20 protein-coding genes and 12 tRNA genes are annotated in these 21,481 nt (G+C 37.6%); 30 read left to right on the top strand and 2 right to left on the bottom strand.

Features of this window, described 5'->3' with window-relative positions:
- The 11 genes from ACFVQC_RS25395 to uvsE all read left to right on the top strand — a co-directional run.
- Positions 1 to 68 (top strand): DUF3948 family protein (locus ACFVQC_RS25395; RefSeq protein ID WP_048519132.1); only part of this gene is annotated, 68 nt, incomplete at its 5' end.
- A gap of 42 nt (positions 69 to 110) precedes the next feature.
- The gene (locus tag ACFVQC_RS25400) at positions 111 to 221 is read left to right on the top strand and encodes a DUF3948 family protein (protein WP_001083697.1); all 111 of its coding nucleotides are present in this window, start codon (positions 111 to 113) and stop codon (positions 219 to 221) included.
- A 309-nt stretch (positions 222 to 530) separates the two neighbouring features.
- Positions 531 to 1,649, top strand: coding sequence for a 4-hydroxyphenylpyruvate dioxygenase (gene hppD / locus ACFVQC_RS25405; RefSeq protein WP_219916886.1), 1,119 nt, complete (start codon positions 531 to 533; stop codon positions 1,647 to 1,649).
- 66 nt (positions 1,650 to 1,715) lie between these two features.
- Positions 1,716 to 2,672 (top strand): fumarylacetoacetate hydrolase family protein, encoded by a 957-nt coding sequence (locus tag ACFVQC_RS25410; RefSeq protein ID WP_377891837.1) that lies wholly within the window; start codon positions 1,716 to 1,718, stop codon positions 2,670 to 2,672.
- A complete protein-coding gene (locus ACFVQC_RS25415; RefSeq protein WP_070140604.1) occupies positions 2,638 to 3,810 on the top strand; it encodes a homogentisate 1,2-dioxygenase in 1,173 nt (390 codons plus the stop codon). Before ACFVQC_RS25410 ends, ACFVQC_RS25415 begins: the two co-directional genes overlap by 35 nt.
- A 258-nt stretch (positions 3,811 to 4,068) precedes the next feature.
- Positions 4,069 to 5,484, top strand: coding sequence for a branched-chain amino acid transporter BcaP (gene bcaP, locus ACFVQC_RS25420; RefSeq protein WP_002113418.1), 1,416 nt, complete (start codon positions 4,069 to 4,071; stop codon positions 5,482 to 5,484).
- Between the two features lie 106 nt (positions 5,485 to 5,590).
- Positions 5,591 to 6,856 carry an MDR family MFS transporter gene (locus ACFVQC_RS25425; protein WP_377891841.1) on the top strand — a complete coding sequence of 422 codons (1,266 nt, stop codon included), beginning with the start codon at positions 5,591 to 5,593 and terminating at the stop codon, positions 6,854 to 6,856.
- A gap of 301 nt (positions 6,857 to 7,157) precedes the next feature.
- The gene (locus tag ACFVQC_RS25430; RefSeq protein ID WP_377891844.1) at positions 7,158 to 8,243 is read left to right on the top strand and encodes a D-alanine--D-alanine ligase; all 1,086 of its coding nucleotides are present in this window, start codon (positions 7,158 to 7,160) and stop codon (positions 8,241 to 8,243) included.
- Positions 8,244 to 8,305: 62 nt separating this feature from the next.
- Entirely contained in the window at positions 8,306 to 9,682 is a 1,377-nt protein-coding gene (locus ACFVQC_RS25435; protein WP_377899568.1) for a UDP-N-acetylmuramoyl-tripeptide--D-alanyl-D-alanine ligase, read from the top strand.
- Between the two features lie 304 nt (positions 9,683 to 9,986).
- Positions 9,987 to 11,594 carry a degradosome RNA helicase CshA gene (cshA, locus tag ACFVQC_RS25440; protein WP_377899569.1) on the top strand — a complete coding sequence of 536 codons (1,608 nt, stop codon included), beginning with the start codon at positions 9,987 to 9,989 and terminating at the stop codon, positions 11,592 to 11,594.
- A 93-nt stretch (positions 11,595 to 11,687) separates the two neighbouring features.
- Positions 11,688 to 12,650: a UV DNA damage repair endonuclease UvsE gene (gene uvsE / locus ACFVQC_RS25445; protein ID WP_377899570.1), complete on the top strand. Its 963-nt coding sequence runs from the start codon at positions 11,688 to 11,690 to the stop codon at positions 12,648 to 12,650.
- Here uvsE and ACFVQC_RS25450 read toward each other — a convergent pair.
- The gene (locus ACFVQC_RS25450; RefSeq protein WP_377891853.1) at positions 12,643 to 13,215 is read right to left on the bottom strand and encodes a rhomboid family intramembrane serine protease; all 573 of its coding nucleotides are present in this window, start codon (positions 13,213 to 13,215) and stop codon (positions 12,643 to 12,645) included. The two genes, uvsE and ACFVQC_RS25450, sit on opposite strands and share 8 nt — an antisense overlap.
- Before the next feature lie 92 nt (positions 13,216 to 13,307).
- Here ACFVQC_RS25450 and acpS point away from each other — a divergent pair, with 92 nt between their 5' ends.
- The 6 genes from acpS to ACFVQC_RS25480 all read left to right on the top strand — a co-directional run bounded on the left by acpS (position 13,308) and on the right by ACFVQC_RS25480 (position 19,253).
- A complete protein-coding gene (gene acpS, locus ACFVQC_RS25455; protein ID WP_002009969.1) occupies positions 13,308 to 13,667 on the top strand; it encodes a holo-ACP synthase in 360 nt (119 codons plus the stop codon).
- A 156-nt stretch (positions 13,668 to 13,823) separates the two neighbouring features.
- Entirely contained in the window at positions 13,824 to 14,774 is a 951-nt protein-coding gene (locus ACFVQC_RS25460; protein WP_377899576.1) for a LolA family protein, read from the top strand.
- A gap of 117 nt (positions 14,775 to 14,891) precedes the next feature.
- The gene (alr, locus tag ACFVQC_RS25465) at positions 14,892 to 16,061 is read left to right on the top strand and encodes an alanine racemase (RefSeq protein WP_377899572.1); all 1,170 of its coding nucleotides are present in this window, start codon (positions 14,892 to 14,894) and stop codon (positions 16,059 to 16,061) included.
- A 312-nt stretch (positions 16,062 to 16,373) separates the two neighbouring features.
- A complete protein-coding gene (locus ACFVQC_RS25470; protein ID WP_000004570.1) occupies positions 16,374 to 16,661 on the top strand; it encodes an antitoxin EndoAI in 288 nt (95 codons plus the stop codon).
- Positions 16,662 to 16,665: 4 nt separating this feature from the next.
- Positions 16,666 to 17,016: a type II toxin-antitoxin system endoribonuclease NdoA gene (ndoA, locus tag ACFVQC_RS25475; protein WP_000635965.1), complete on the top strand. Its 351-nt coding sequence runs from the start codon at positions 16,666 to 16,668 to the stop codon at positions 17,014 to 17,016.
- A 68-nt stretch (positions 17,017 to 17,084) separates the two neighbouring features.
- Positions 17,085 to 19,253, top strand: coding sequence for a Tex family protein (locus ACFVQC_RS25480; RefSeq protein WP_377891867.1), 2,169 nt, complete (start codon positions 17,085 to 17,087; stop codon positions 19,251 to 19,253).
- 57 nt (positions 19,254 to 19,310) lie between these two features.
- On the opposite strand, the gene cmpA is transcribed toward ACFVQC_RS25480, so the two are convergent.
- Positions 19,311 to 19,427 carry a cortex morphogenetic protein CmpA gene (gene cmpA / locus ACFVQC_RS25485; protein WP_001143642.1) on the bottom strand — a complete coding sequence of 39 codons (117 nt, stop codon included), beginning with the start codon at positions 19,425 to 19,427 and terminating at the stop codon, positions 19,311 to 19,313.
- 207 nt (positions 19,428 to 19,634) lie between these two features.
- Here cmpA and ACFVQC_RS25490 point away from each other — a divergent pair, with 207 nt between their 5' ends.
- From ACFVQC_RS25490 to ACFVQC_RS25550, 13 genes are all read left to right on the top strand, one after another.
- Positions 19,635 to 20,090 (top strand): SprT family protein, encoded by a 456-nt coding sequence (locus tag ACFVQC_RS25490; RefSeq protein WP_377891859.1) that lies wholly within the window; start codon positions 19,635 to 19,637, stop codon positions 20,088 to 20,090.
- 114 nt (positions 20,091 to 20,204) lie between these two features.
- Positions 20,205 to 20,279 (top strand) — tRNA-Asn (locus tag ACFVQC_RS25495).
- Between the two features lie 5 nt (positions 20,280 to 20,284).
- A tRNA-Ser gene (locus ACFVQC_RS25500) sits at positions 20,285 to 20,375 on the top strand.
- A gap of 8 nt (positions 20,376 to 20,383) precedes the next feature.
- A tRNA-Glu gene (locus tag ACFVQC_RS25505) sits at positions 20,384 to 20,458 on the top strand.
- Between the two features lie 4 nt (positions 20,459 to 20,462).
- Positions 20,463 to 20,538: transfer RNA gene (locus ACFVQC_RS25510), tRNA-Val, on the top strand.
- A 24-nt stretch (positions 20,539 to 20,562) separates the two neighbouring features.
- Positions 20,563 to 20,639: transfer RNA gene (locus ACFVQC_RS25515), tRNA-Met, on the top strand.
- Positions 20,640 to 20,642: 3 nt separating this feature from the next.
- Positions 20,643 to 20,718 (top strand) — tRNA-Asp (locus ACFVQC_RS25520).
- 87 nt (positions 20,719 to 20,805) lie between these two features.
- Positions 20,806 to 20,880 (top strand) — tRNA-Gln (locus tag ACFVQC_RS25525).
- A 5-nt stretch (positions 20,881 to 20,885) separates the two neighbouring features.
- Positions 20,886 to 20,958, top strand: a tRNA-Lys gene (locus ACFVQC_RS25530).
- 16 nt (positions 20,959 to 20,974) lie between these two features.
- A tRNA-Leu gene (locus ACFVQC_RS25535) sits at positions 20,975 to 21,057 on the top strand.
- A 98-nt stretch (positions 21,058 to 21,155) separates the two neighbouring features.
- Positions 21,156 to 21,232 (top strand) — tRNA-Arg (locus tag ACFVQC_RS25540).
- Positions 21,233 to 21,235: 3 nt separating this feature from the next.
- Positions 21,236 to 21,312: transfer RNA gene (locus tag ACFVQC_RS25545), tRNA-Pro, on the top strand.
- A 1-nt stretch (position 21,313) separates the two neighbouring features.
- Positions 21,314 to 21,384: transfer RNA gene (locus tag ACFVQC_RS25550), tRNA-Gly, on the top strand.
- Positions 21,385 to 21,481: the final 97 nt, after the last annotated feature.

Genomic DNA, 21,481 nt, shown 5'->3' on the forward strand with positions numbered 1-21,481 from the left:
TAGGATCAGCAAGTGGAGCAGTGGTATTAACGGCATTAATCGTATTTCTATCAAGTGTATTAGTATAATAGAAGTTTTAAATCGTACAAAATGAAAGGAGAATGAGGAATATGAACAGTGAACAAGTGTTACAAGTAACAAAAACAGATTTATTAGGATCATTAGGCGGAGCAGTAATATTAACATCATTTATTCTATTCCTTGCAAATATATTAGTATGAGAAATATAAATACAATCATTCAAAAAAAATAAAGACTCTAACGTATTAGTAAGTAGTTAATATGTTGGGGTCTTTTTTATTTTCCTCTCATATATATCCTCAAGTATTAATATTCCCCATTACTTTAAAGAGAAAAAAGTCGAATTTTATATGTAAGAAAAAAAGAGGAATTTGACAGAAAAGATAGAAAATTTTAAAGGTCAGAATTTGTTAGCTTGCTAACTAATTTCTATTAATTGATGTTGGAAGCGTTTTCGGTTGGTTTTAAGTATGGACCATTTAATCTATTTACAGGGGGATGAAGATATTATGAAACAAAAATCTATGGATACGCTAGCTGCACAAATGGAGGACTTTTTTCCGGTACGTGATGTAGATCATTTGGAGTTTTACGTAGGGAATGCAAAACAATCGAGTTATTACCTTGCGAGAGCGTTCGGATTCAAAATCGTGGCTTACTCTGGATTAGAAACAGGAAATCGTGAAAAGGTATCTTATGTGCTTGTGCAAAAAAATATGCGTTTTGTTGTGTCCGGAGCCCTAGGTAGCGATAATCGTATCGCAGAGTTTGTAAAGACTCATGGTGACGGCGTGAAAGATGTAGCTTTACTTGTTGATGATGTTGATAAAGCATATTCGGAAGCGGTGAAACGTGGTGCCGTCGCAATTGCTCCACCTGAGGAGTTAACAGATGAGGACGGTACCTTGAAGAAAGCGGTTATTGGTACGTATGGTGATACAATTCACACGCTTGTAGAGCGTAAAAATTATAAAGGAACATTTATGCCAGGATTCCAAAAGGTTGAGTTTAATATTCCATTTGAAGAGTCTGGTTTAATTGCTGTAGACCATGTAGTTGGTAACGTTGAGAAAATGGAAGAGTGGGTTAGTTATTACGAGAATGTTATGGGCTTTAAACAAATGATCCATTTCGACGATGACGATATTAGCACAGAGTATTCGGCATTAATGTCAAAAGTTATGACGAATGGAAGCCGTATTAAGTTTCCAATTAATGAACCAGCAGACGGAAAAAGAAAGTCACAAATTCAAGAATATCTAGAGTTCTATAACGGAGCGGGTGTACAGCATCTCGCTTTATTAACAAGTGACATTGTAAAAACAATTGAAGTGCTTCGTGCGAATGGTGTTGAGTTTTTAGATACGCCAGATACGTATTACGATGAGTTAACTGCACGAGTGGGGAAAATTGATGAAGAAATTGATAAATTAAAAGAATTGAAGATTCTAGTAGACCGTGACGAAGAAGGTTATTTATTACAAATCTTTACGAAACCAATTGTAGATCGTCCAACTCTATTTATTGAAATCATCCAACGTAAAGGTTCTCGTGGATTTGGCGAAGGGAACTTTAAAGCGTTATTTGAATCAATTGAAAGAGAACAAGAGCGTCGCGGAAATTTATAAAATTTGTATCCACCAGCAAGAGTTCCTTTGTTGGTGGAAATTTCATTTTCATAGGGAGGAATCATGATGAAATTTGTTACATTTCGTCTCCCATCGAAAGAAATGCGAGCTGGATGGCTTGAAGGTGACAAAGTAATCGATATGAATCTTGCGAGTGATGGACAATTACCTTCTTCTATGTTTGCCTTTTTAGAGAAAGCAGATGAGTATGTAGAAGTATTGCGTAATATTAAGAATCCTGAAAAGGGTATATATTCCTTAGAGGAAGTTCAATTAGCAGCGGCAATTCCTAATCCGAGTAGCATTCGAGATTTTTATGCATTTGAACAGCATGTAAAAACAGCCCGCGGGAGAAGAGGGCTAGATGTTGTACCTGAATGGTATGATATCCCGGTTTTTTATTTTACTAACCATCGTGCTGTTATTGGTCCGGATGATTTTGTAATTGGCCCGAAGAAGTCTAAAAAGCTTGATTATGAATTAGAGATTGCTTGTGTAATCGGAAAAGAAGGACGAAATATTTCTCGTGAGCAAGCAGAGGAATATATTTTTGGTTATTGTATTATGAACGACTGGAGTGCAAGGGACTTACAAGCAACAGAAATGAAGGTAGGGCTTGGACCAGCAAAAGGAAAAGATTTTGCAACTTCATTAGGAGCGTATCTCGTTACGAAAGAGGAATTAGACATTTATCGTAATGGTAATCGATATGATTTAGAGATGACTGCTCACGTGAATGGGAAATTATTATCAAAGGGAAACTTCCAAGATATTTACTATACGTTTGCTGAAATGATTGAACGTGCTTCACAAGACGTGACCTTATATCCGGGAGATGTGATCGGTTCTGGAACAGTAGGAACAGGATGTATTTTAGAACTTGGTACAGAAGAGTGGCTACAAGATGGAGATGTTGTAGAGCTTTCGATTACTGGTTTAGGTACGTTACGTAATACGGTCAAAAAAGACATGAAAGCAGGTGATGGGCATGTTTTATCGTCACATGGGGGAGCTACCTCATAAACGACATGTACAATTTCGTAAAAAAGATGGAGCGCTTTATCGTGAACAGGTAATGGGAACGAAAGGTTTTTCTGGTACGCAGTCTATTTTGTACCATCATTATATGCCAACGGAAGTAGGTCATGCGGCATTATCTCATTCTTGTCAGTTGCAGTATGAAGAAGATGTAGCTCTTGCACATCGCCATTTTCGCACGAAAGAAAATAAAAAAACTGGCGATGCAGTAAGCGGAAGAACCTTTATGCTTGGGAATGAGGATTTATTAATTGGAGTAGTGACTCCAACAGAAAAAATGGACTATTTCTACCGTAATGGTGATGGCGATGAAATGTTATTTGTTCATTATGGAACAGGGAAAATTGAAACAATGTTCGGAACGATTCACTATAGAAAAGGTGATTATGTAACGATCCCAATTGGAACGATTTATCGTGTTATTCCAGATGAAGGAGAGACTAAGTTTCTTGTTGTAGAGGCAAATAGCCAAATTACAACACCAAGTCGCTATCGCAATGAGTATGGGCAACTGTTAGAACATAGTCCGTTTTGTGAAAGAGATATTCGTGGTCCGGAGAAATTGGAGACATATGATGAAAAAGGTGAGTTTGTCGTAATGACAAAATCGAGGGGGTATATGCATAAGCATGTTTTAGGGCACCATCCGTTAGATGTTGTTGGCTGGGATGGCTATTTATATCCATGGGTATTTAATGTTGAGGATTTTGAACCAATTACAGGTCGTATTCATCAGCCACCACCAGTACATCAAACATTTGAAGGGCATAATTTTGTTATTTGCTCTTTCGTACCACGCTTATATGATTATCATCCAGAATCAATTCCGGCACCATATTATCATAGTAATGTGAATAGTGATGAGGTACTTTACTATGTAGAAGGTAACTTTATGAGCCGAAAAGGTGTGGAAGAAGGTTCTATTACGCTTCATCCGAGCGGGATTCCACATGGGCCGCATCCTGGAAAAACAGAAGCGAGTATAGGGAAGAAAGAAACACTTGAATTAGCTGTTATGATAGATACATTCCGTCCGCTTCGTATTGTGAAACAAGCACATGAGACGGAAGATGAAAAGTATATGTATAGCTGGATTGAAGAGGGTTCATATACTGTGAAATAAGTAAAAAGAGGCATGCTCAATAAAGGAGCATGCCTCTTTTGTGGAATCGACATGTATACTAATACCAAAAACAGTTATGAAAAGATATATAGATATGATTTTGTGAATCTTTTTATAGAAAGAATGATAAGGGTATAGCGCGTATCTCGATAGTTTTCTGTTTATTCCGACAAAAGTATTGACTAAAAAACATACTGTAGGTAAAATGAAAAAAGTAAATTAAATTTTCAGAAAACTAAAATCATGGAGGAGCACAGTATGAAGCAAATTTTTCAAAAGAAGCCGATTTCAACGTTACTGCAAGAAAGTAAACAAAAGACATTATCGAGAACGTTAGGGGCACTTGATTTAACAATGCTTGGAATCGGAGCAATTGTTGGAACTGGTATTTTTGTTCTTACTGGCGTTGTAGCAGCGAAACATTCTGGACCAGCTATTATATTATCATTTGCTATAGCTGCATTAGCTTGTGCCTTTGCTGCATTTTGTTACGCTGAATTTGCTTCTTCAGTTCCTGTCTCAGGGAGTGTGTACACGTACACGTATGCGACGATGGGAGAAGTATTTGCATTCTTAATTGGATGGGATTTAATGCTCGAGTATTTATTAGCTACATCTGCTGTAGCCAATGGATGGTCAGCGTATTTTCAATCGTTATTAAAGGGATTTGGGATTCATATTCCGACCATTCTCTCCTCGGCTCCTGGTACAGGAAAGGGTGGAATAATTGATCTACCTGCAGTTCTAATTATTCTAGTTATGACAGCTCTTTTATCTAGAGGTGTTCGTGAAAGTGCACGAATAAATAATATCATGGTATTTATTAAAATAGCGGTTGTTCTTATCTTTATCTTTGCTGGTTTTAATTATGTGAAACCTGAAAATTGGACGCCTTTTATGCCATTTGGTTTAGATGGTGTAATGGCTGGAGCTGCTACAGTATTCTTCGCATTCATAGGATTTGATGCAGTTTCAACAGCTGCAGAAGAAGTGAAACGTCCGCAACGTGATTTACCAATCGGCATTATCGCATCGTTATTAATTTGTACTGTTCTTTATATCGTTGTTTCACTTATTTTGACAGGAATTGTTCCATACGGACAGCTAAATATATCAGATCCAGTTGCCTTTGCACTTCAATTTATTGGACAAGATAGTTTAGCGGGAGTAATTTCGGTAGGAGCAATTACAGGGATTACAACTGTAATGCTAGTTATGATGTATGGGCAAGTTCGTGTTTCGTATGCGATGAGCCGAGATGGGCTGTTGCCGAAGCGTCTTGCTAAAGTTCATCCGAAATTTAAAACACCATTTTTAAATACATGGACAACTGGGATTATTGCAGCACTTATTTCAGGGTTAATTGATTTAAATGTTTTAGCACACCTTGTAAATATGGGGACATTGTCAGCTTTTGCACTTGTAGCAGTTGCGGTTATTGTCCTGAGAAGAACTCATCCTGACTTACCAAGGGCATTTAAGGCACCTCTTGTACCATTTTTACCAGCGTTAACGGTAATTTTTTGTTTATACTTAATGCTTCAGTTATCCGGAACAGCGTGGATTAGTTTTGGGGTATGGATGGTTATTGGTATAGCAGTTTACTTTTTATATAGCCGAAAACATAGTGCGTTAAGTAATGGTAAAAAAGAAGAAGATGTAGCAAATTTATAAGTGGAAAAATCCATTCTAATTCTGTTAGAATGGATTTTTGTTTTGAAAATTTACATTTTTCTGAATATGTTATAAGATAATTGTTGGTTAATTAAGGGGGGGAAGTATGAAAAATACATGGCGTGAGCTAAGGGCGATGGATCGTAACGTATGGATTCGATTTATCGGTGAGACATTGAACGGAATTGCGATGATGATGTTAATGCCTTTTTTTGCACTATATTTAAAAGATAAGGTAGATTCTTTATTACAAGTTGGAATTATTATGGCGCTTTCTCCAATTGCTGCAAGCTTTGGCTCACTTATAGGCGGAAGAATAGCTGATATATATGGAAGAAAGCCAATTATGATATTTTCGATGGCGAGTAATGCATTACTAATGCTCGGTTTTTTATTTATAGAAGGGTTTATCCCATATGCCATTTTATCTATTTTTTTAGGGTTAAGTAATTCTCTATTTCATCCAGCGGCATCAGCGATGGTTGCAGATGTGACGGCGCCAGAAAAAAGAACAGAGGCATATGGTTTATTGCGAATGGGACACAATATTGGTGCTGCAATTGGGCCGATAATGGGAGTGTCAGTAGTTGTTTTATCGAAGAACCTTGTTTTTATTATCGCTTCGTCGACAATGCTATTTTATGCATTACTTGTATTAATTTTTATTCAGGAGACAATGCCAAAAGCCGCAGATAAAAAAGAAGAGAATGAAGAGAAGGAATCAGGTGCGGTTTGGAAAATTTTAATGAGAGATAAGGCGTTAATGATTTATTTGTTAGCGGGAATCATTATTTCTATGGGGTTTTCTCAAACAGAAGGCATGTTGCCGCTGCACTTTGATAACGAAATGAAGGGCATTAATAATCCATATCCATATTTAATGGCGTTAAATGGTCTATTAGTTGTTTTATTTCAATTTCAAATTTCAAAATGGGCGACAGATAAACCTGTCGGAAAGACGATGTTATATGGTGCGTGCTTGTTCGGGATTGGTTTGTTTTTAATAGGGTGGTTACCGAAATGGTTTGGGGGATTAGATACAAATGCTACGATTATTTTAATAACGTTACTGTTCGTTTATGCAATATATACGTTAGGTGAGATGATTATGTCACCTGTACAGATGACGTTTGTAGCGAATTTGGCCCCTGAGCATTTGAGAGGAACATATATGGGAGCGGCCAGTTTGCAGTGGATCACAGGGGGGGCATTTGGTCCGCTTCTTGGTGGTTTTCTATTGGATCGTTTGCTTGGTCACTTCTTATTTACAATTTTAGGTGTTGGATGTGTAGTTGCAGGCTTTGTATATGTTTCTTTAGATCGTCTTGTTGAGCAGAGGCAAAAAGATACGCTTAGAAAACAGTCTTCTTAATAAAATGAAACTTTAATCAGTGTTTTTTCATTCTCCATAAATGGTAGGATAATATAGATGACATACACAAAAAGTGGCTTTCTACATATTTTAGGTACATAACCAGATTAGATAGCAACCTTACTTTAAAGTTTAATTATGTTTAGGTGTGTAGAAAATTAAAGAGAAAAAGTGTAGAAAACCAATAAGTGGTGTCTTTTAATTATTTATGGAAGTTACATTTTATTTCAAATAGGAACTACCTATTTTTATAAAAAGTGCTAAAATAGAAAAATGAAAACAATTGGTTAGGGTGATTTCAGTGACAAAAATTAAATTAGGTTTATTATACGGTGGAAAATCAGCTGAGCATCAAGTTTCGCTACAAACGGCTCTTGCTGCTATTAAAGCATTAAATCAAGATAAATTCGAGATTCATCCAATTTATATTACAGAACAAGGTCAATGGGTACGCGGTGAGCGTATTGAAGGTGAAGTAACAGATGTTGAAACTTTAAAAATGAGCGGTGCAGAAAATGCGATTTCCCCGTTATCATTAAGCACAGAAATTATTCCGTCTGCAACTTCTCAAGAAGATGCTATTGACGTTATTTTCCCATTACTACATGGGCCAAACGGTGAAGATGGAACGGTTCAAGGATTATTAGAATTAATGAACATTCCTTATGTAGGTAACGGTGTATTAGCATCAGCTGCTGGTATGGATAAAGTCGTTATGAAAAATATCTTTGCAGAAGCTGGATTGAAACAAGCGAAATATGCATCTTTCATTCGTAGCGCATGGGAAAAAGATAGTGAAATAGCGTATGAAAAAGTAGAAGAAGTATTAGGATATCCTTGCTTCGTAAAACCAGCAAACCTTGGTTCAAGTGTTGGTATTAATAAGTGTAACGATCGTGAAGAGCTTGAGAATGCATTCGAAGAGGCATTCCAATTTGACCGTAAAATTATTGTAGAAGAAAATATTGTAGGTCGTGAAGTAGAAGTTGGTGTATTAGGTAATGATGAGCCGAAATGTTCTGTTGTAGGTGAAATTGTACCGAAAAAAGATTTTTATGATTACAAATCGAAATACATCGATGGTGATACAGCGTTAATTATTCCAGCTGAAATGACAGAAGAAGAGTCTAATGTAATTAAGCGAGATGCAATTATTGCATTCCAATCATTAGATGGTTCGGGCTTAACACGAGCTGATTTCTTCTTAACGAAAGATGGAGAAGTATATATTAACGAAGTAAACACAATGCCAGGATTCACGCCGTTTAGTATGTTCCCACTATTATGGCAACATACAGGGTTACCGTATCCGGAATTAATTGAAGAGTTGATTCGTTTAGCGATTGAACGTCACGAAGAAAAACAAAAAATTAAATATACAATCTAACAAAAAAGGAGGAAGCACTATTCGAAGGAATAGTGCTTCCTCTATGTAAGGAGTGTTTTTTTATGATTAAGCGAACGTTAAAACAAGTAGAGAAAATGGTAGATGGTACTGGATTAGCAGAGAAATATGAGGGAATTACTATACAAGGAGCATCTATTGATACGAGAAAGATTGAAAAAGGAAACTTATATGTTCCGATTCAAGGTGAACGTTTCGATGGACATGCTTTTGTAGATAAAGCTTTTGAAAACGGGGCGATTGCTACATTGTGGATGAAAGATGTAGAAAACCCACCTGAAAATCTTCCAGTTATTTTTGTAGAAGATACACTAGCAGCATTGCAAATGTTAGCGAAAAACTATCGTGATCAATTGGATGTAAAAGTTGTTGGTGTAACGGGTAGTAATGGTAAAACATCTACGAAAGATATTGTAACAAGTATTCTTGCGACTAAATTTAAAGTTCAAAAAACAGAAGGTAATTTCAACAACCATATCGGTTTACCTCTTACTATTTTAAATTTAGAGGAAAATACAGAAGTAGCTGTATTAGAAATGGGCATGTCAAGCCAAGGAGAAATTGAATTTCTATCTAAGTTAGCTCGTCCTAATGCAGCTATTATCACGAACATTGGTGAGGCACACTTAATGGATTTAGGATCTCGTGAGGCGATTGCTGAAGCGAAGTTAGAAATTGTTACAGGTTTACAAAAGGGTGGCGTGTTCGTATATAATGGAGATGAGCCGCTATTAACGAATCGTGTTCCAGAAATGAATTTAGCAGCGGAAACAGTTACATTTGGTGATGCGAGAGCAAATGATTACTATCCAACTACTGTAACATTACAGGCAACTGGAACACACTTTAAGATGAACAGGGATGAAACTTTGTCATTCTATCTACCGGTGCTAGGAAAGCATAATGTATATAATACACTTGCTTCAATGGCAATTGCGAAACATTTTGGTGTAACGTGGGAAGAAATGAAAAAAGGTTTAGTAACACTTCAAATGACAGGTATGCGTATGGAAATTGTAAAAACAGATAGTGGTTTAACAATTATCAATGATGCCTATAATGCGAGCCCAACGGCTATGGAAGCTGCGTTCCACCTAATGAATGGCTTAGATGGATTTGCTAAAAAAATTGTTGCGCTTGGTGATATGTTAGAACTTGGAAATCAAGAAGTGCAATTTCATTATGAAGTAGGTAAATTAATTGATCCAGCAAAAATTTCATATGTATTCACATATGGTAAATTAGGAGCTCAAATTGCTGAAGGAGCAAAAATTAATTTCCCTAAAGAACGTGTAAAAGCGTATGAAAACAAAGAAGAACTTGTAAAAGACTTACAAGCAGTAGTTGATGCGAAAGATGTTGTGCTAGTAAAAGCGTCTCGCGGTATGAAATTAGAAGAAGTAATTACGATGTTGAAATAATTGGTGTATATAAATAGGGATGATAGCCACGAAAATAGTGGAAACTTATAATAAGCGCTTACAGTAAATGATAAAAAAATAAAAGTAAAGAAAAAAGCTCTGAATATGAAATAAGGTAACAGTTGGGGTTTGCTTTTTACACCTACAAAACTTATAATTGATAAAGTGTGATAACGTTTAGAAGTATTTTCGTGAAGAATATACGCCCGGTTATACGTCAGTATTCAGGAAAAGGGCTTTTCCGCAAGTTCGGAAAACGCCTTTTTTTAAATGATAAGTATAGGATAGAAAAGGAGAAGTAACATTGACAACATTTCGAGAATTAGGATTAAGTGAGTCTTTACTACAATCTGTTGAAAGTATGGGCTTTGAAGAGGCTACGCCGATTCAAGCTGAAACAATTCCATATGCATTGCAAGGTAAGGATATTATTGGGCAAGCGCAAACAGGTACAGGGAAAACAGCAGCATTCGGATTACCACTATTAGATAAAGTGAATACAAATAAAGAAGCAGTTCAAGGTATTGTTATCGCGCCAACGCGCGAATTAGCAATTCAAGTTGGAGAAGAGCTATACAAACTTGGTAAACATAAACGTGTTCGTATTCTACCAATTTATGGTGGTCAAGATATTAACCGCCAAATTCGTGCTCTAAAAAAACACCCACACATTATTGTTGGTACGCCGGGTCGTATTTTAGATCATATTAACCGTAAAACACTTCGCTTACAAAACGTAGAGACTGTTGTTCTTGACGAAGCGGATGAAATGTTAAACATGGGCTTCATTGAAGATATTGAAGCGATTTTAACAGATGTGCCAGAAACACATCAAACATTATTATTCTCAGCGACAATGCCAGATCCAATCCGTCGTATTGCTGAGCGTTTCATGACTGAGCCTGAACACATTAAAGTAAAAGCAAAAGAAGTAACAATGCCAAACATTCAGCAGTTCTATTTAGAAGTGCAAGAAAAGAATAAGTTTGACGTGTTAACACGCTTACTAGATATTCAATCTCCAGAGCTTGCAATCATATTCGGTCGTACAAAGCGTCGTGTTGATGAATTATCAGAAGCATTAAACTTACGTGGTTATGCAGCAGAAGGTATTCATGGTGACTTAACACAAGCAAAACGTATGTCTGTATTACGTAAATTTAAAGAAGGTGCTATCGAAGTTCTTGTTGCAACAGACGTTGCTGCACGTGGTCTTGATATTTCAGGCGTAACACACGTATACAACTTCGATATCCCGCAAGATCCAGAATCATACGTTCACCGTATCGGTCGTACTGGCCGTGCAGGTAAAAAAGGTATTGCAATGTTATTTGTAACGCCACGTGAATCAGGACAATTGAAAAATATCGAGCGTACAACAAAACGTAAGGTTGATCGTATGGAAGCACCGACACTTGACGAGGCGTTAGAAGGTCAACAACGTTTAATCGCAGAAAAGCTTCAAAGCACAATCCAAAATGAAAACTTATCATACTACAAGCGTATTGCAGAAGAAATGTTGGAAGAGAATGACTCTGTAACAGTAGTAGCTGCTGCTTTAAAAATGATGACAAAAGAACCAGATACAACTCCAATCGCTTTAACATCAGAACCACCAGTTGTTTCAAGAGGTGGCGGTTCTAAAAAACGCGGTGGTAACGGAAGTGGATACCGTGATGGTAACCGTAATCGTAGTCGTGATGGACGCGGCGGTGGCGATGGTCGTAACCGTGATCGCAATCGTGATGGACGTGGAAGTGGAAGTGGAAGTGGAAGTGGCGATGGTCGTAACCGTGATCGCAATCGTGATGGTGGTAGCCGTGATGGTAACCGTGGTCGTAAAGGTGAAGGTCGCCCTGGATCTTCAAATGGACGCGGCGAAAGAAAACATCATAGCCGTCCACAAGCTTAATAAAAAAGAGAATGTCCTTTGCTGGCATTCTCTTTTTTTTATTTCTGTAATTGTGCATACTACATAATAACTCGTATAGAAATGGGGTGCTATATGCTAGTAAGACTTGGGTATGTTGCGATGAGTGTGCATTTGAAGAATGCATCTCCATCTCAAACGATGACATATGCACAGTTTCAGCGGATTGATGATCGAGAGGCTGCGATTCGTAAACTCGAAAGAATCGCTAATTCGAATTTGGAAAATTGCTTACGGCTATTAAAGCATAATAAAGGACATGATATATTTTTCTTTCGACTTAGTTCCAAGCTTATTCCTTTAGCGAATCATGAGGAGTTGTTAGATTGGAACTATATTCGTCCTTTAAAAGAAAATCTGAAAGAATTAGGTGAATATGCAATTCGTATGAATATGCGAATTGACTTCCATCCAGATCATTTTGTTGTACTAAATTCACCTGAGGAGAGTATTTTCAAACGATCTGTAAAGACATTGCAGATGCACAAAAAATTGTTAAAGGGTATGGGAATTGAACATAAGCAACGATGTGTATTACATGTGGGAGGAGGTTATAACGATAAGGAGCTCGCATTAGAACACTTTATAGAAAATTGGTCAACTGTTCCAAGAGGTATTCAAGAGATGATTATATTAGAAAATGATGACACGACCTTTTCTTTAGAAGAAACATTGTATTTAGGTGAGAAATTAGACATTCCAGTCGTGTTTGATTTGCACCATCATATGATGAATAATGACCAGGAAGATTGGCATGAAGATTGGGCACGTGTTGTACATACGTGGGAATCGTCTTTATTACCAGTTAAAATGCACATCTCTAGTCCTAGAGATGGAAAAGATCTAAGAGCACATGCGGATTTTATTGATGTAGATACCTTCTTATCTTTTTTGAAAAAGATAAAGGGGAGTGTTCCGCAAATTGATTGTATGATTGAGGCGAAGAAAAAGGATGAGTCTTTATTTCAACTAATGAGAGATTTAAGTAAACAAACAGATGTGGAAATTGTCGATGGTGCGAGCTTCTATATTAAATAAGCTCTGCGCCATCGATTTTTTTTGTTAAAAAAGGGGTGCACATGCCGCCGATAATCAATCCTGTTAAATGGCTTATAGGATTGGCAGAGGGATTAAAGAAAGTAAATAGCAGTAATATAAGTATCATTATTGAAAAAATAGCGATGTCTCTTGGTTTTGAAGAACGATATCGACTATACAATAAAAATAATTGGGCGCCTAGTAATCCGAAAATACTACCAGATGCTCCGGCGTGAATATATTCAAGAGGCATAATAATATAAGAAGAAATATTCCCAAGAATGCCAGAAAGGAAAAAAATAATGATGAAAGAAAAGTGTCCTAGTTGTTTTTCAATAGAAGAACCAAGTATAAATAAACAAATACTATTAGAAAGAAAATGTTGTAAGTCTACGTGTACAAGTAAGGAAGTTATGACACGCCACCATTCTCCTTTAGCGATATATTCATTGTAGGCTGCCAGGTGAAAGAGGGAAAAGTCGCTCAATATAATCATGACTAATTGTATAAGAAGTAAAGAGATGATAATCGGTTGTAAGGAAATGCGAGTGGATGGTATTAGCATGTTGTTAGTATCACTCCTTTTGCATCAGAAAGATTCTCTGTTATTCTTACAATATGAATGAAGAAAGCTAAATAGAAGAAGGGGATTTTGAAATGATTGTAGGGATTGGAATCGATATTATTGAGTTAAATCGAATTGAAAAAATGCTAGATGGAAAGCTTAAATTTATGGAACGTATTTTAACTGAAAGAGAACGTGGTGTTGCCGAGGGGCTGAAAGGAAGTCGTCTTACAGAATTCGTAGCTGGAAGATTTGCAGCAAAAGAGGCGTATTCTAAAGCGGTAGGGACCGGTATCGGGAAAGAAGTGAGTTTTTTAGATATTGAAGTAAGGAATGATGATAGAGGTAAGCCGATTATCATTACAAATACAGAGCATATTGTTCATTTATCAATTAGTCATAGTAAAGAATTTGCCGTTGCTCAAGTTGTTTTGGAAAGCTCGTCACGCTAGTCTGCATATTTTATATCTTTGTCTCATATATTTGAGGTAGCGATAAGGAAGGCATATCTTCCATTCATTTATAGGGGCAAAGGGGCTGAAGTGATGAAAAGGCGTCTGTTTTTAGTTCTTGTCGGTTTATTGACCGTTTTTGTGTTGGCGGGTTGTATGGAAAAGAAACAGGAAGATGTTGTGAGAGATTTAGAAGCGAAAGTTAAAAGTATGAAGAGTTATCAAGCTGAAGCGAAATTATCTATTAAAACAGGAAATGAGCCTCAGGAGTACAATGTAGAAATTTGGCATAAAGAACCTTCGTATTATCGTGTGAATTTGCAGAATGCGAAAAAGGATCAGAGTCAAATTATTTTAAGAAATGATGAAGGTGTATTTGTATTAACACCGGCGCTTAATAAGAGTTTCCGTTTTCAAAGTGATTGGCCGCAAAATAGTAGCCAGGCTTATTTATATGAATCACTTGTAAGAGATATTTTGCAAGATAAGAAAAATCTCTCTTTCGAGAAAACAGATAAGTATTATGTATTTAAAACAAAAACAAATTATCAACATCAAAATATGTTGCCGAAACAAGAAATTAAGCTGAATAAAAGTGATTTAACACCAGTTTCTGTGAAGCTGATGGATAATGACCAAAATGTCCTTGTAAAAGTAGATTTCACTAAAGTAAAGTTTGATGCAAAGTTTGATAAAGGTGCATTTGATACGAAACAAAATATGTCTAGAGCACAAGTGGATGTTCAGACGGCAGCGAAAGAAGACAAACCGTTTGCTATTTTGTATCCGCGTGATACGCCGCAAGGCATGACTTTGAAAGAGGAAAAAGAGTTGAAGACAGACAGTGGCAAGCGTGCGATACTCACATACACTGGAAGTAAGAAATCCTTTACTTTAATACAAGAAAAGGCAAAAGTTGCAGAGGCCTCATCGGCGGTAAGTGTAAGTGGAGAGCCGGTTGATCTTGGTTTCACGATTGGTGCATTGACGAAAGACTCTGTAACGTGGTCGCATAACGGAGTAGAATATATGCTCGTGTCTAAAGGTCTAGAGCCGAATGAGTTGTTGATGGTTGCTCGTTCGGTTACAGCGAAGCAGGTGAAGTAAACATCTTAGACGTGGTGATATATGTGCACCGCGTCTTTTCTTAGTTTGAAGGTGGATTTCATAAAAGAAGCATATAAAAGAATAAGCTTCGCATATCGTGTATAAGGAAGTGTATTTATGGAAGACGCACCGTTTTACCGTGACACCTGGGTGGAAGTGGATTTAGATGCGATTTACAACAATGTTACGCATATTAAAGAGTTCATTCCAAGTGATGTAGAGATTTTTGCTGTAGTTAAAGCGAATGCATATGGGCACGATTATGTACCGGTGGCTAAAACTGCATTAGAAGCAGGAGCAACAAGATTAGCAGTTGCTTTTTTAGATGAAGCTTTAGTGCTTCGGAGGGCTGGTATTACTGCACCGATTTTAGTATTAGGTCCTTCCCCGCCCCGTGATGTAAACGTAGCTGCTGAAAATGATGTAGCATTAACTGTTTTTCAAAAAGAATGGGTGGAAGAAGCGATAAAGCTCTGGGATGGTTCATTAATAATGAAATTCCATATTAATTTTGATAGTGGTATGGGGAGAATCGGAATACGTGAACGCAAAGAATTAAAGGGGTTCTTAAAGAGTTTAGAAGGCGCACCATTTTTAGAGTTAGAAGGAGTATATACACATTTTGCAACATCCGATGAGGTTGAGACTTCTTACTTTGATAAGCAATATAATACATTCTTGCAGCAGTTAAGTTGGTTGAAAGAATTTGGAGTGAACCCTAAATTTGTCCATACAGCCAATAGTGCTGCAACGTTAAGGTTTCAAGGGATTACATTTAATGCAGTGCGAATTGGTATTGCGATGTATGGACTATCCCCATCTGTAGAAATACGTCCTTTTTTACCATTTAAATTGGAACCAGCGTTGTCACTTCATACGAAGGTTGCTCATATTAAGCAAGTGATTAAAGGGGATGGGATTAGTTATAATGTCACATACCGAACGAGAACTGAAGAATGGATTGCGACAGTTGCAATTGGATATGCAGATGGCTGGCTTAGAAGATTGCAAGGGTTTAAAGTACTTGTAAATGGTGAAAGAGTACCGATTGTAGGGCGAGTGACAATGGATCAATTCATGATACATCTTCCTTGTGAAGTGCCACTTGGTACGAAAGTTACACTCATTGGGAGACAAGGCGATGAGTATATTAGTGCTACCGAGGTAGCTGAATATTCCGGGACTATTAATTATGAAATTATCGCAACGATAAGCTTCCGTGTACCGAGAATATTTATACGACACGGTAAAGTTGTAGAAGTAATCAATTATTTAAATGATATATAGAAGAAGGTATTATCGCTCAGCATCTCGTCATTTAGGGGATTTTCGCTAATGGAAAATAGGCTCTTTTTTGCTAGGGAGCTTCTTTTTATAATTGTTATTAATATAAGTTACAATGAAATGTTGCGGAAAGGATTTCTTTATTTCTTGTTTGAAAGAGATGAAAAGTAAAAGAAGATGAATGTTTTGTTTATGAATTGGAAAACATAAGCAGGGAATAAGGAAGTCTTTGCAACAGGCTCCATACAATGGTATTATTACAATAGGTGTCATATATATATTTGGGTGTGTAGTTGACGGTGGAGGTGTATTTTTGTGTCCGAATCAAGTGTAACTACTGAAATCGTGGTTCGGTTGCCAAAGCAAATGGTAACGGAATTGGACGGGATTGGAAAACAAGAGAATAAGAATCGCCATGAACTAATTTGCCAGGCAACACAACTGTTATTGCGTCAACATAAGACGAAGAAACGCTACCAACATGAATCAATGCGACGTGGGTACATTGAAATGGGAAAAATTAATCTTGGTATTGCATCTGAAGCTTTCTTAGCAGAGTATGAAGCAGCTCATACAGTAGAACGCTTAGTTAGCGGGGGGTAATATTTTGATTGTAAAACGCGGCGACGTGTATTTTGCAGACCTTTCCCCAGTTGTTGGTTCTGAGCAAGGAGGCGTTCGTCCGGTTCTTGTCATTCAAAATGACATCGGAAATCGTTTTAGTCCGACTGTGATTGTAGCGGCTATTACTGCACAGATTCAAAAAGCGAAATTACCCACTCATGTGGAAATTGATGCGAAAAAGTATGGTTTTGAGAGAGATTCTGTTATTTTACTTGAGCAGATTCGAACAATCGATAAGCAACGCTTAACGGACAAAATCACTCATTTGGATGAAGTGATGATGAGTCGTGTAGATGAAGCGTTACAAATTAGTTTAGGACTAATAGATTTTTAAATCGGCAGTTTAAGTTGCTCTCTTTACAGGGCAACTTTTTTTTATTATAGAGGAGGTTACGGTTGGATATGGAAATGGTAGATAATCGACAAGGGTTAATGAAAATGTTAGTGAAAGAATTAGGCTTTACAGAAAAGCAAGTTCGTCATGTTATTCAATTAACAGAAGAAGGTAACACAGTTCCATTTATCGCTCGTTACCGAAAAGAATGGACAGGATCTCTAGATGAGGTGCAAATTCGTGCAATCTTAGAAAGATGGCAATATATGATGCAACTAGAAGATAGGAAAGAAGAGGTTCTTCGTCTTATTGGTGAAAAGGGTAAACTAACGGAAGAGTTGCGTCGTCATATTGTTGCTGCAAAAAAACTTCAGGAAGTAGAAGATTTATATCGTCCATATAAAGAGAAAAGAAGAACGAAAGCTACAATTGCTAAAGAAAAGGGATTAGAACCGTTAGCTGAGTGGCTATTGTTATATAAAAAAGAAAATCCAGCAGAGAAGGCTATGGAATTTGTTAATGCAGAAAAAGAAGTGGCGTCTGCAGAAGATGCGTTGCAAGGTGCGCAAGATATTATTGCAGAACTTGTTTCGGATAATGCGGCATATCGTAGTTGGATTCGCAATACTACTTTCCGACAAGGGATTATGTCTTCATCTGTAAAAGATAAAGAAAAAGATGAAAAGAATATATATGAAATGTATTATGGCTATGAAGAACCGTTGCAAAAAGTAGTGCCACATCGTGTACTAGCTATGAATCGTGGTGAAAAGGAAGACGTATTAAGAGTTTCTGTTATCACGCCAATTGAAGGAATTCTTCAGTTTTTACATAAGAAAATGATTCTTGATGAAGCTTCTAAAAGTGTGCATTATGTACAATTAGCGATGGAAGATGGATATAAGCGATTAATTCAACCTTCAATAGAAAGAGAAATTCGTAAAGAATTAATGGAAACGGCCGAAGAACAAGCGATTCATATTTTCTCTGAGAATCTACGTAATTTATTATTACAACCTCCGATGAAAGGGAAAGTTGTGTTAGCGGTAGATCCAGCATATAGAACCGGTTGTAAATTAGCTGTAGTAGATGATACAGGGAAAGTTCTTCACATAGATGTTATTTATCCGCATCCGCCTGTTCGTAAATATGAGGATGCAAAAACGAAAATCATTTCCATTATAGATAAATATGAAGTTGAAATGATAGCGATTGGAAATGGTACAGCTTCGAGGGAAACGGAAGAATTTATAGTAGATGTATTACAAAATGTAGAACGAGATGTATTTTACATTATTGTAAATGAAGCGGGTGCTAGTGTGTACTCAGCATCTGATGTAGCTCGCGAGGAGTTTCCGAATTTACAGGTTGAAGAAAGAAGTGCCGTTTCAATTGGGAGACGTCTGCAAGATCCGCTTGCAGAGCTTGTGAAAATTGACCCTAAATCTGTTGGGGTGGGACAATATCAACATGATGTATCTCAAAAGAGATTAAATGAATCATTAACATTTGTAGTAGAGACAGCAGTTAACCGAGTTGGTGTTAATGTAAATACAGCTTCAGTTGCATTGTTGCAATATGTTTCGGGGTTATCAAAAACAGTTGCGAAAAATATTGTAGCTAAGCGTGAGGAAGATGGGAAATTCACGAAGCGTACTGAATTAAAGAAAATCCCGCGTTTAGGTGCAAAAACATATGAACAATGTATCGGTTTTTTACGTATATTAGAAGGAGCGAATCCGTTAGATCGCACAGGGATTCATCCAGAACAATATAAAAATGTTGAATTATTATTAAAGAGCCTAGGGTTATCAAAGAATGATGTGGGGAAACCGAACTTGCAAAAGAGTTTAGAAGGAGTAGATATTTCTAAATTATCTCAAGAGACCGAGATTGGTGAGCCGACATTAGTTGATATTATGGATGCTTTAATTAGCCCGGAACGAGATATGAGGGATGAGTTGCCAAAGCCACTTTTGAAAAAGGGGATTTTAAAATTAGAAGATTTAAAGCGTGGTATGGAATTAGAGGGAACGATCCGCAATGTTGTTGATTTCGGTGCCTTTGTTGATATTGGTGTGAAGCAAGATGGTTTAGTACATATTTCTAAACTAAGTAAACAATTTGTAAAGCATCCATTAGATATCGTATCCGTGGGACAAATTGTAAAGGTATGGGTAGATGATATTGATACGAAAAAAGGTCGTGTTGCATTATCAATGTTACCAATTGAATAGAAAGTAAAGAGAGCAGATGAAACTGCTCTCTTTTTATGGATAGGAAAGTTTCATTGATTATGAGCTTTGGTGTATTTTACTATAATAAAACCAGCATTCATTTAGTAACTTGATTTGATACCGGTTTTTTTCGAAATATGCACGTTGCATTTGTTTCTTTAGCCATGTAGGCATAGGAATCCCTCCTTGTTTAATCCTGCTCTCATAAATTCCTCCTTTTATTTAAAGAAATATTGATGAGAGGTTGGTGAGTGGATTTCTATCAATGCTGCATTTTTAGAAATCACGCTTCTTGAATGAGGATGGGTATATGTACTATTTAATATATGTATAGGAAGGGAGAAAAGTGTAAAAATATTTTTTTGTTTAGGAGGAATGAGAATGGATGAGCAAGAAATTCAGAGGTTAGTGGAAGAGGTATCGTTACAATGCTTTGGAATGCCGTTTTTACATAAAGCGATGTTTAATAGTAGGTTACGTACAACGGGTGGGCGCTATCTATTGAAGAATCATAATATAGAATTGAATTATCGATATTACGAAATATATGGTAAAGAAGAGTTAGTCGGGATTGTTAAACATGAACTTTGTCATTATCACTTACATATCACAGGAAAAGGGTATAAGCACGGAGATAGAGATTTTCGTGAGTTATTAAAGAAAGTAGGTGCACCACGTTTTTGTAAACGAATGATTAGTGAGGAGGAAACGAAAGTTTATACGTATGAATGTATGGGTTGTTCGTTTCAATATGTAAGAAGACGTCAAATAAATACACAAAGATATGTATGTGGAAAGTGCAAAGGACAACTAAAACTGGTAGTGAAAACATCTTGACAGTGAAAACGCAATCCAGTATATTATAAACATGTCCCGTTTGCGCAAGACGTTGTGAAAAAACTTCTTGACTTACGATGAGAATTTTTATAAGATACAAATTGTCTTTATTATTCCGCAGTAGCTCAGTGGTAGAGCTATCGGCTGTTAACCGATCGGTCGTAGGTTCGAGTCCTACCTGCGGAGCCATATACAGAGAAGTACCCAAGTGGCTCAAGGGGCTCCCCTGCTAAGGGAGTAGATCGCTAACGCGGTGCGAGGGTTCGAATCCCTTCTTCTCTGCCATATATATTGGCCCGTTGGTCAAGTGGTTAAGACACCGCCCTTTCACGGCGGTAACACGGGTTCGAATCCCGTACGGGTCACCACTTCGGAGGATTAGCTCAGCTGGGAGAGCACCTGCCTTACAAGCAGGGGGTCGGCGGTTCGATCCCGTCATCCTCCACCATATAAATTATATAAATAATATTATCGCGGGGTGGAGCAGTACGGTAGCTCGTCGGGCTCATAACCCGAAGGTCGCAGGTTCAAATCCTGTCCCCGCAACCAAATGGTCCCGTGGTGTAGTGGTTAACATGCCTGCCTGTCACGCAGGAGATCGCCGGTTCGACCCCGGTCGGGACCGCCATTTTAACTTCTGCTATATAGCAGTTGTTTTTTATTGGACATTATGGTACAATAACATTTGTCTTTGAAAAGAAGATAACTATTTCAATGGGCTATAGCCAAGCGGTAAGGCAACGGACTTTGACTCCGTCATGCGCTGGTTCGAATCCAGCTAGCCCAGCCATTTACGAGCCATTAGCTCAGTTGGTAGAGCATCTGACTTTTAATCAGAGGGTCGAAGGTTCGAATCCTTCATGGCTCACTTTTGTTTTTTCCGCGCGGTCGTGGCGGAACGGCAGACGCGCTAGGTTGAGGGCCTAGTGGGGGAAACCCCGTGGAGGTTCAAGTCCTCTCGGCCGCATCAAAAAAATCTTTTAAAAAAGTACTTGCATTTGAAAATGTAGTATGATAAGATAATTGAGTCGCCAAAATACAACGACGAAAAAACATCATGAATAAGCGCCCGTAGCTCAATTGGATAGAGCGTTTGACTACGGATCAAGAGGTTAGGGGTTCGACTCCTCTCGGGCGCGCCATAACGGGAAGTGGCTCAGCTTGGTAGAGCACCTGGTTTGGGACCAGGGGGTCGCAGGTTCAAATCCTGTCTTCCCGACCACGCGGGTGTAGTTTAGTGGTAAAACAAGAGCCTTCCAAGCTCTGGTCGAGAGTTCGATTCTCTTCACCCGCTTTTAGTTCTTTGAAAACTGAACGAAACAAACAACGTGAACGTCAATTTTTATTTTTAGATGCTAGACAAACTAACTTTATTGGAGAGTTTGATCCTG

It is taken from the genome of Bacillus sp. NPDC057893 (assembly GCF_042796455.1).
Lineage (GTDB): Bacteria > Bacillota > Bacilli > Bacillales > Bacillaceae_G > Bacillus_A.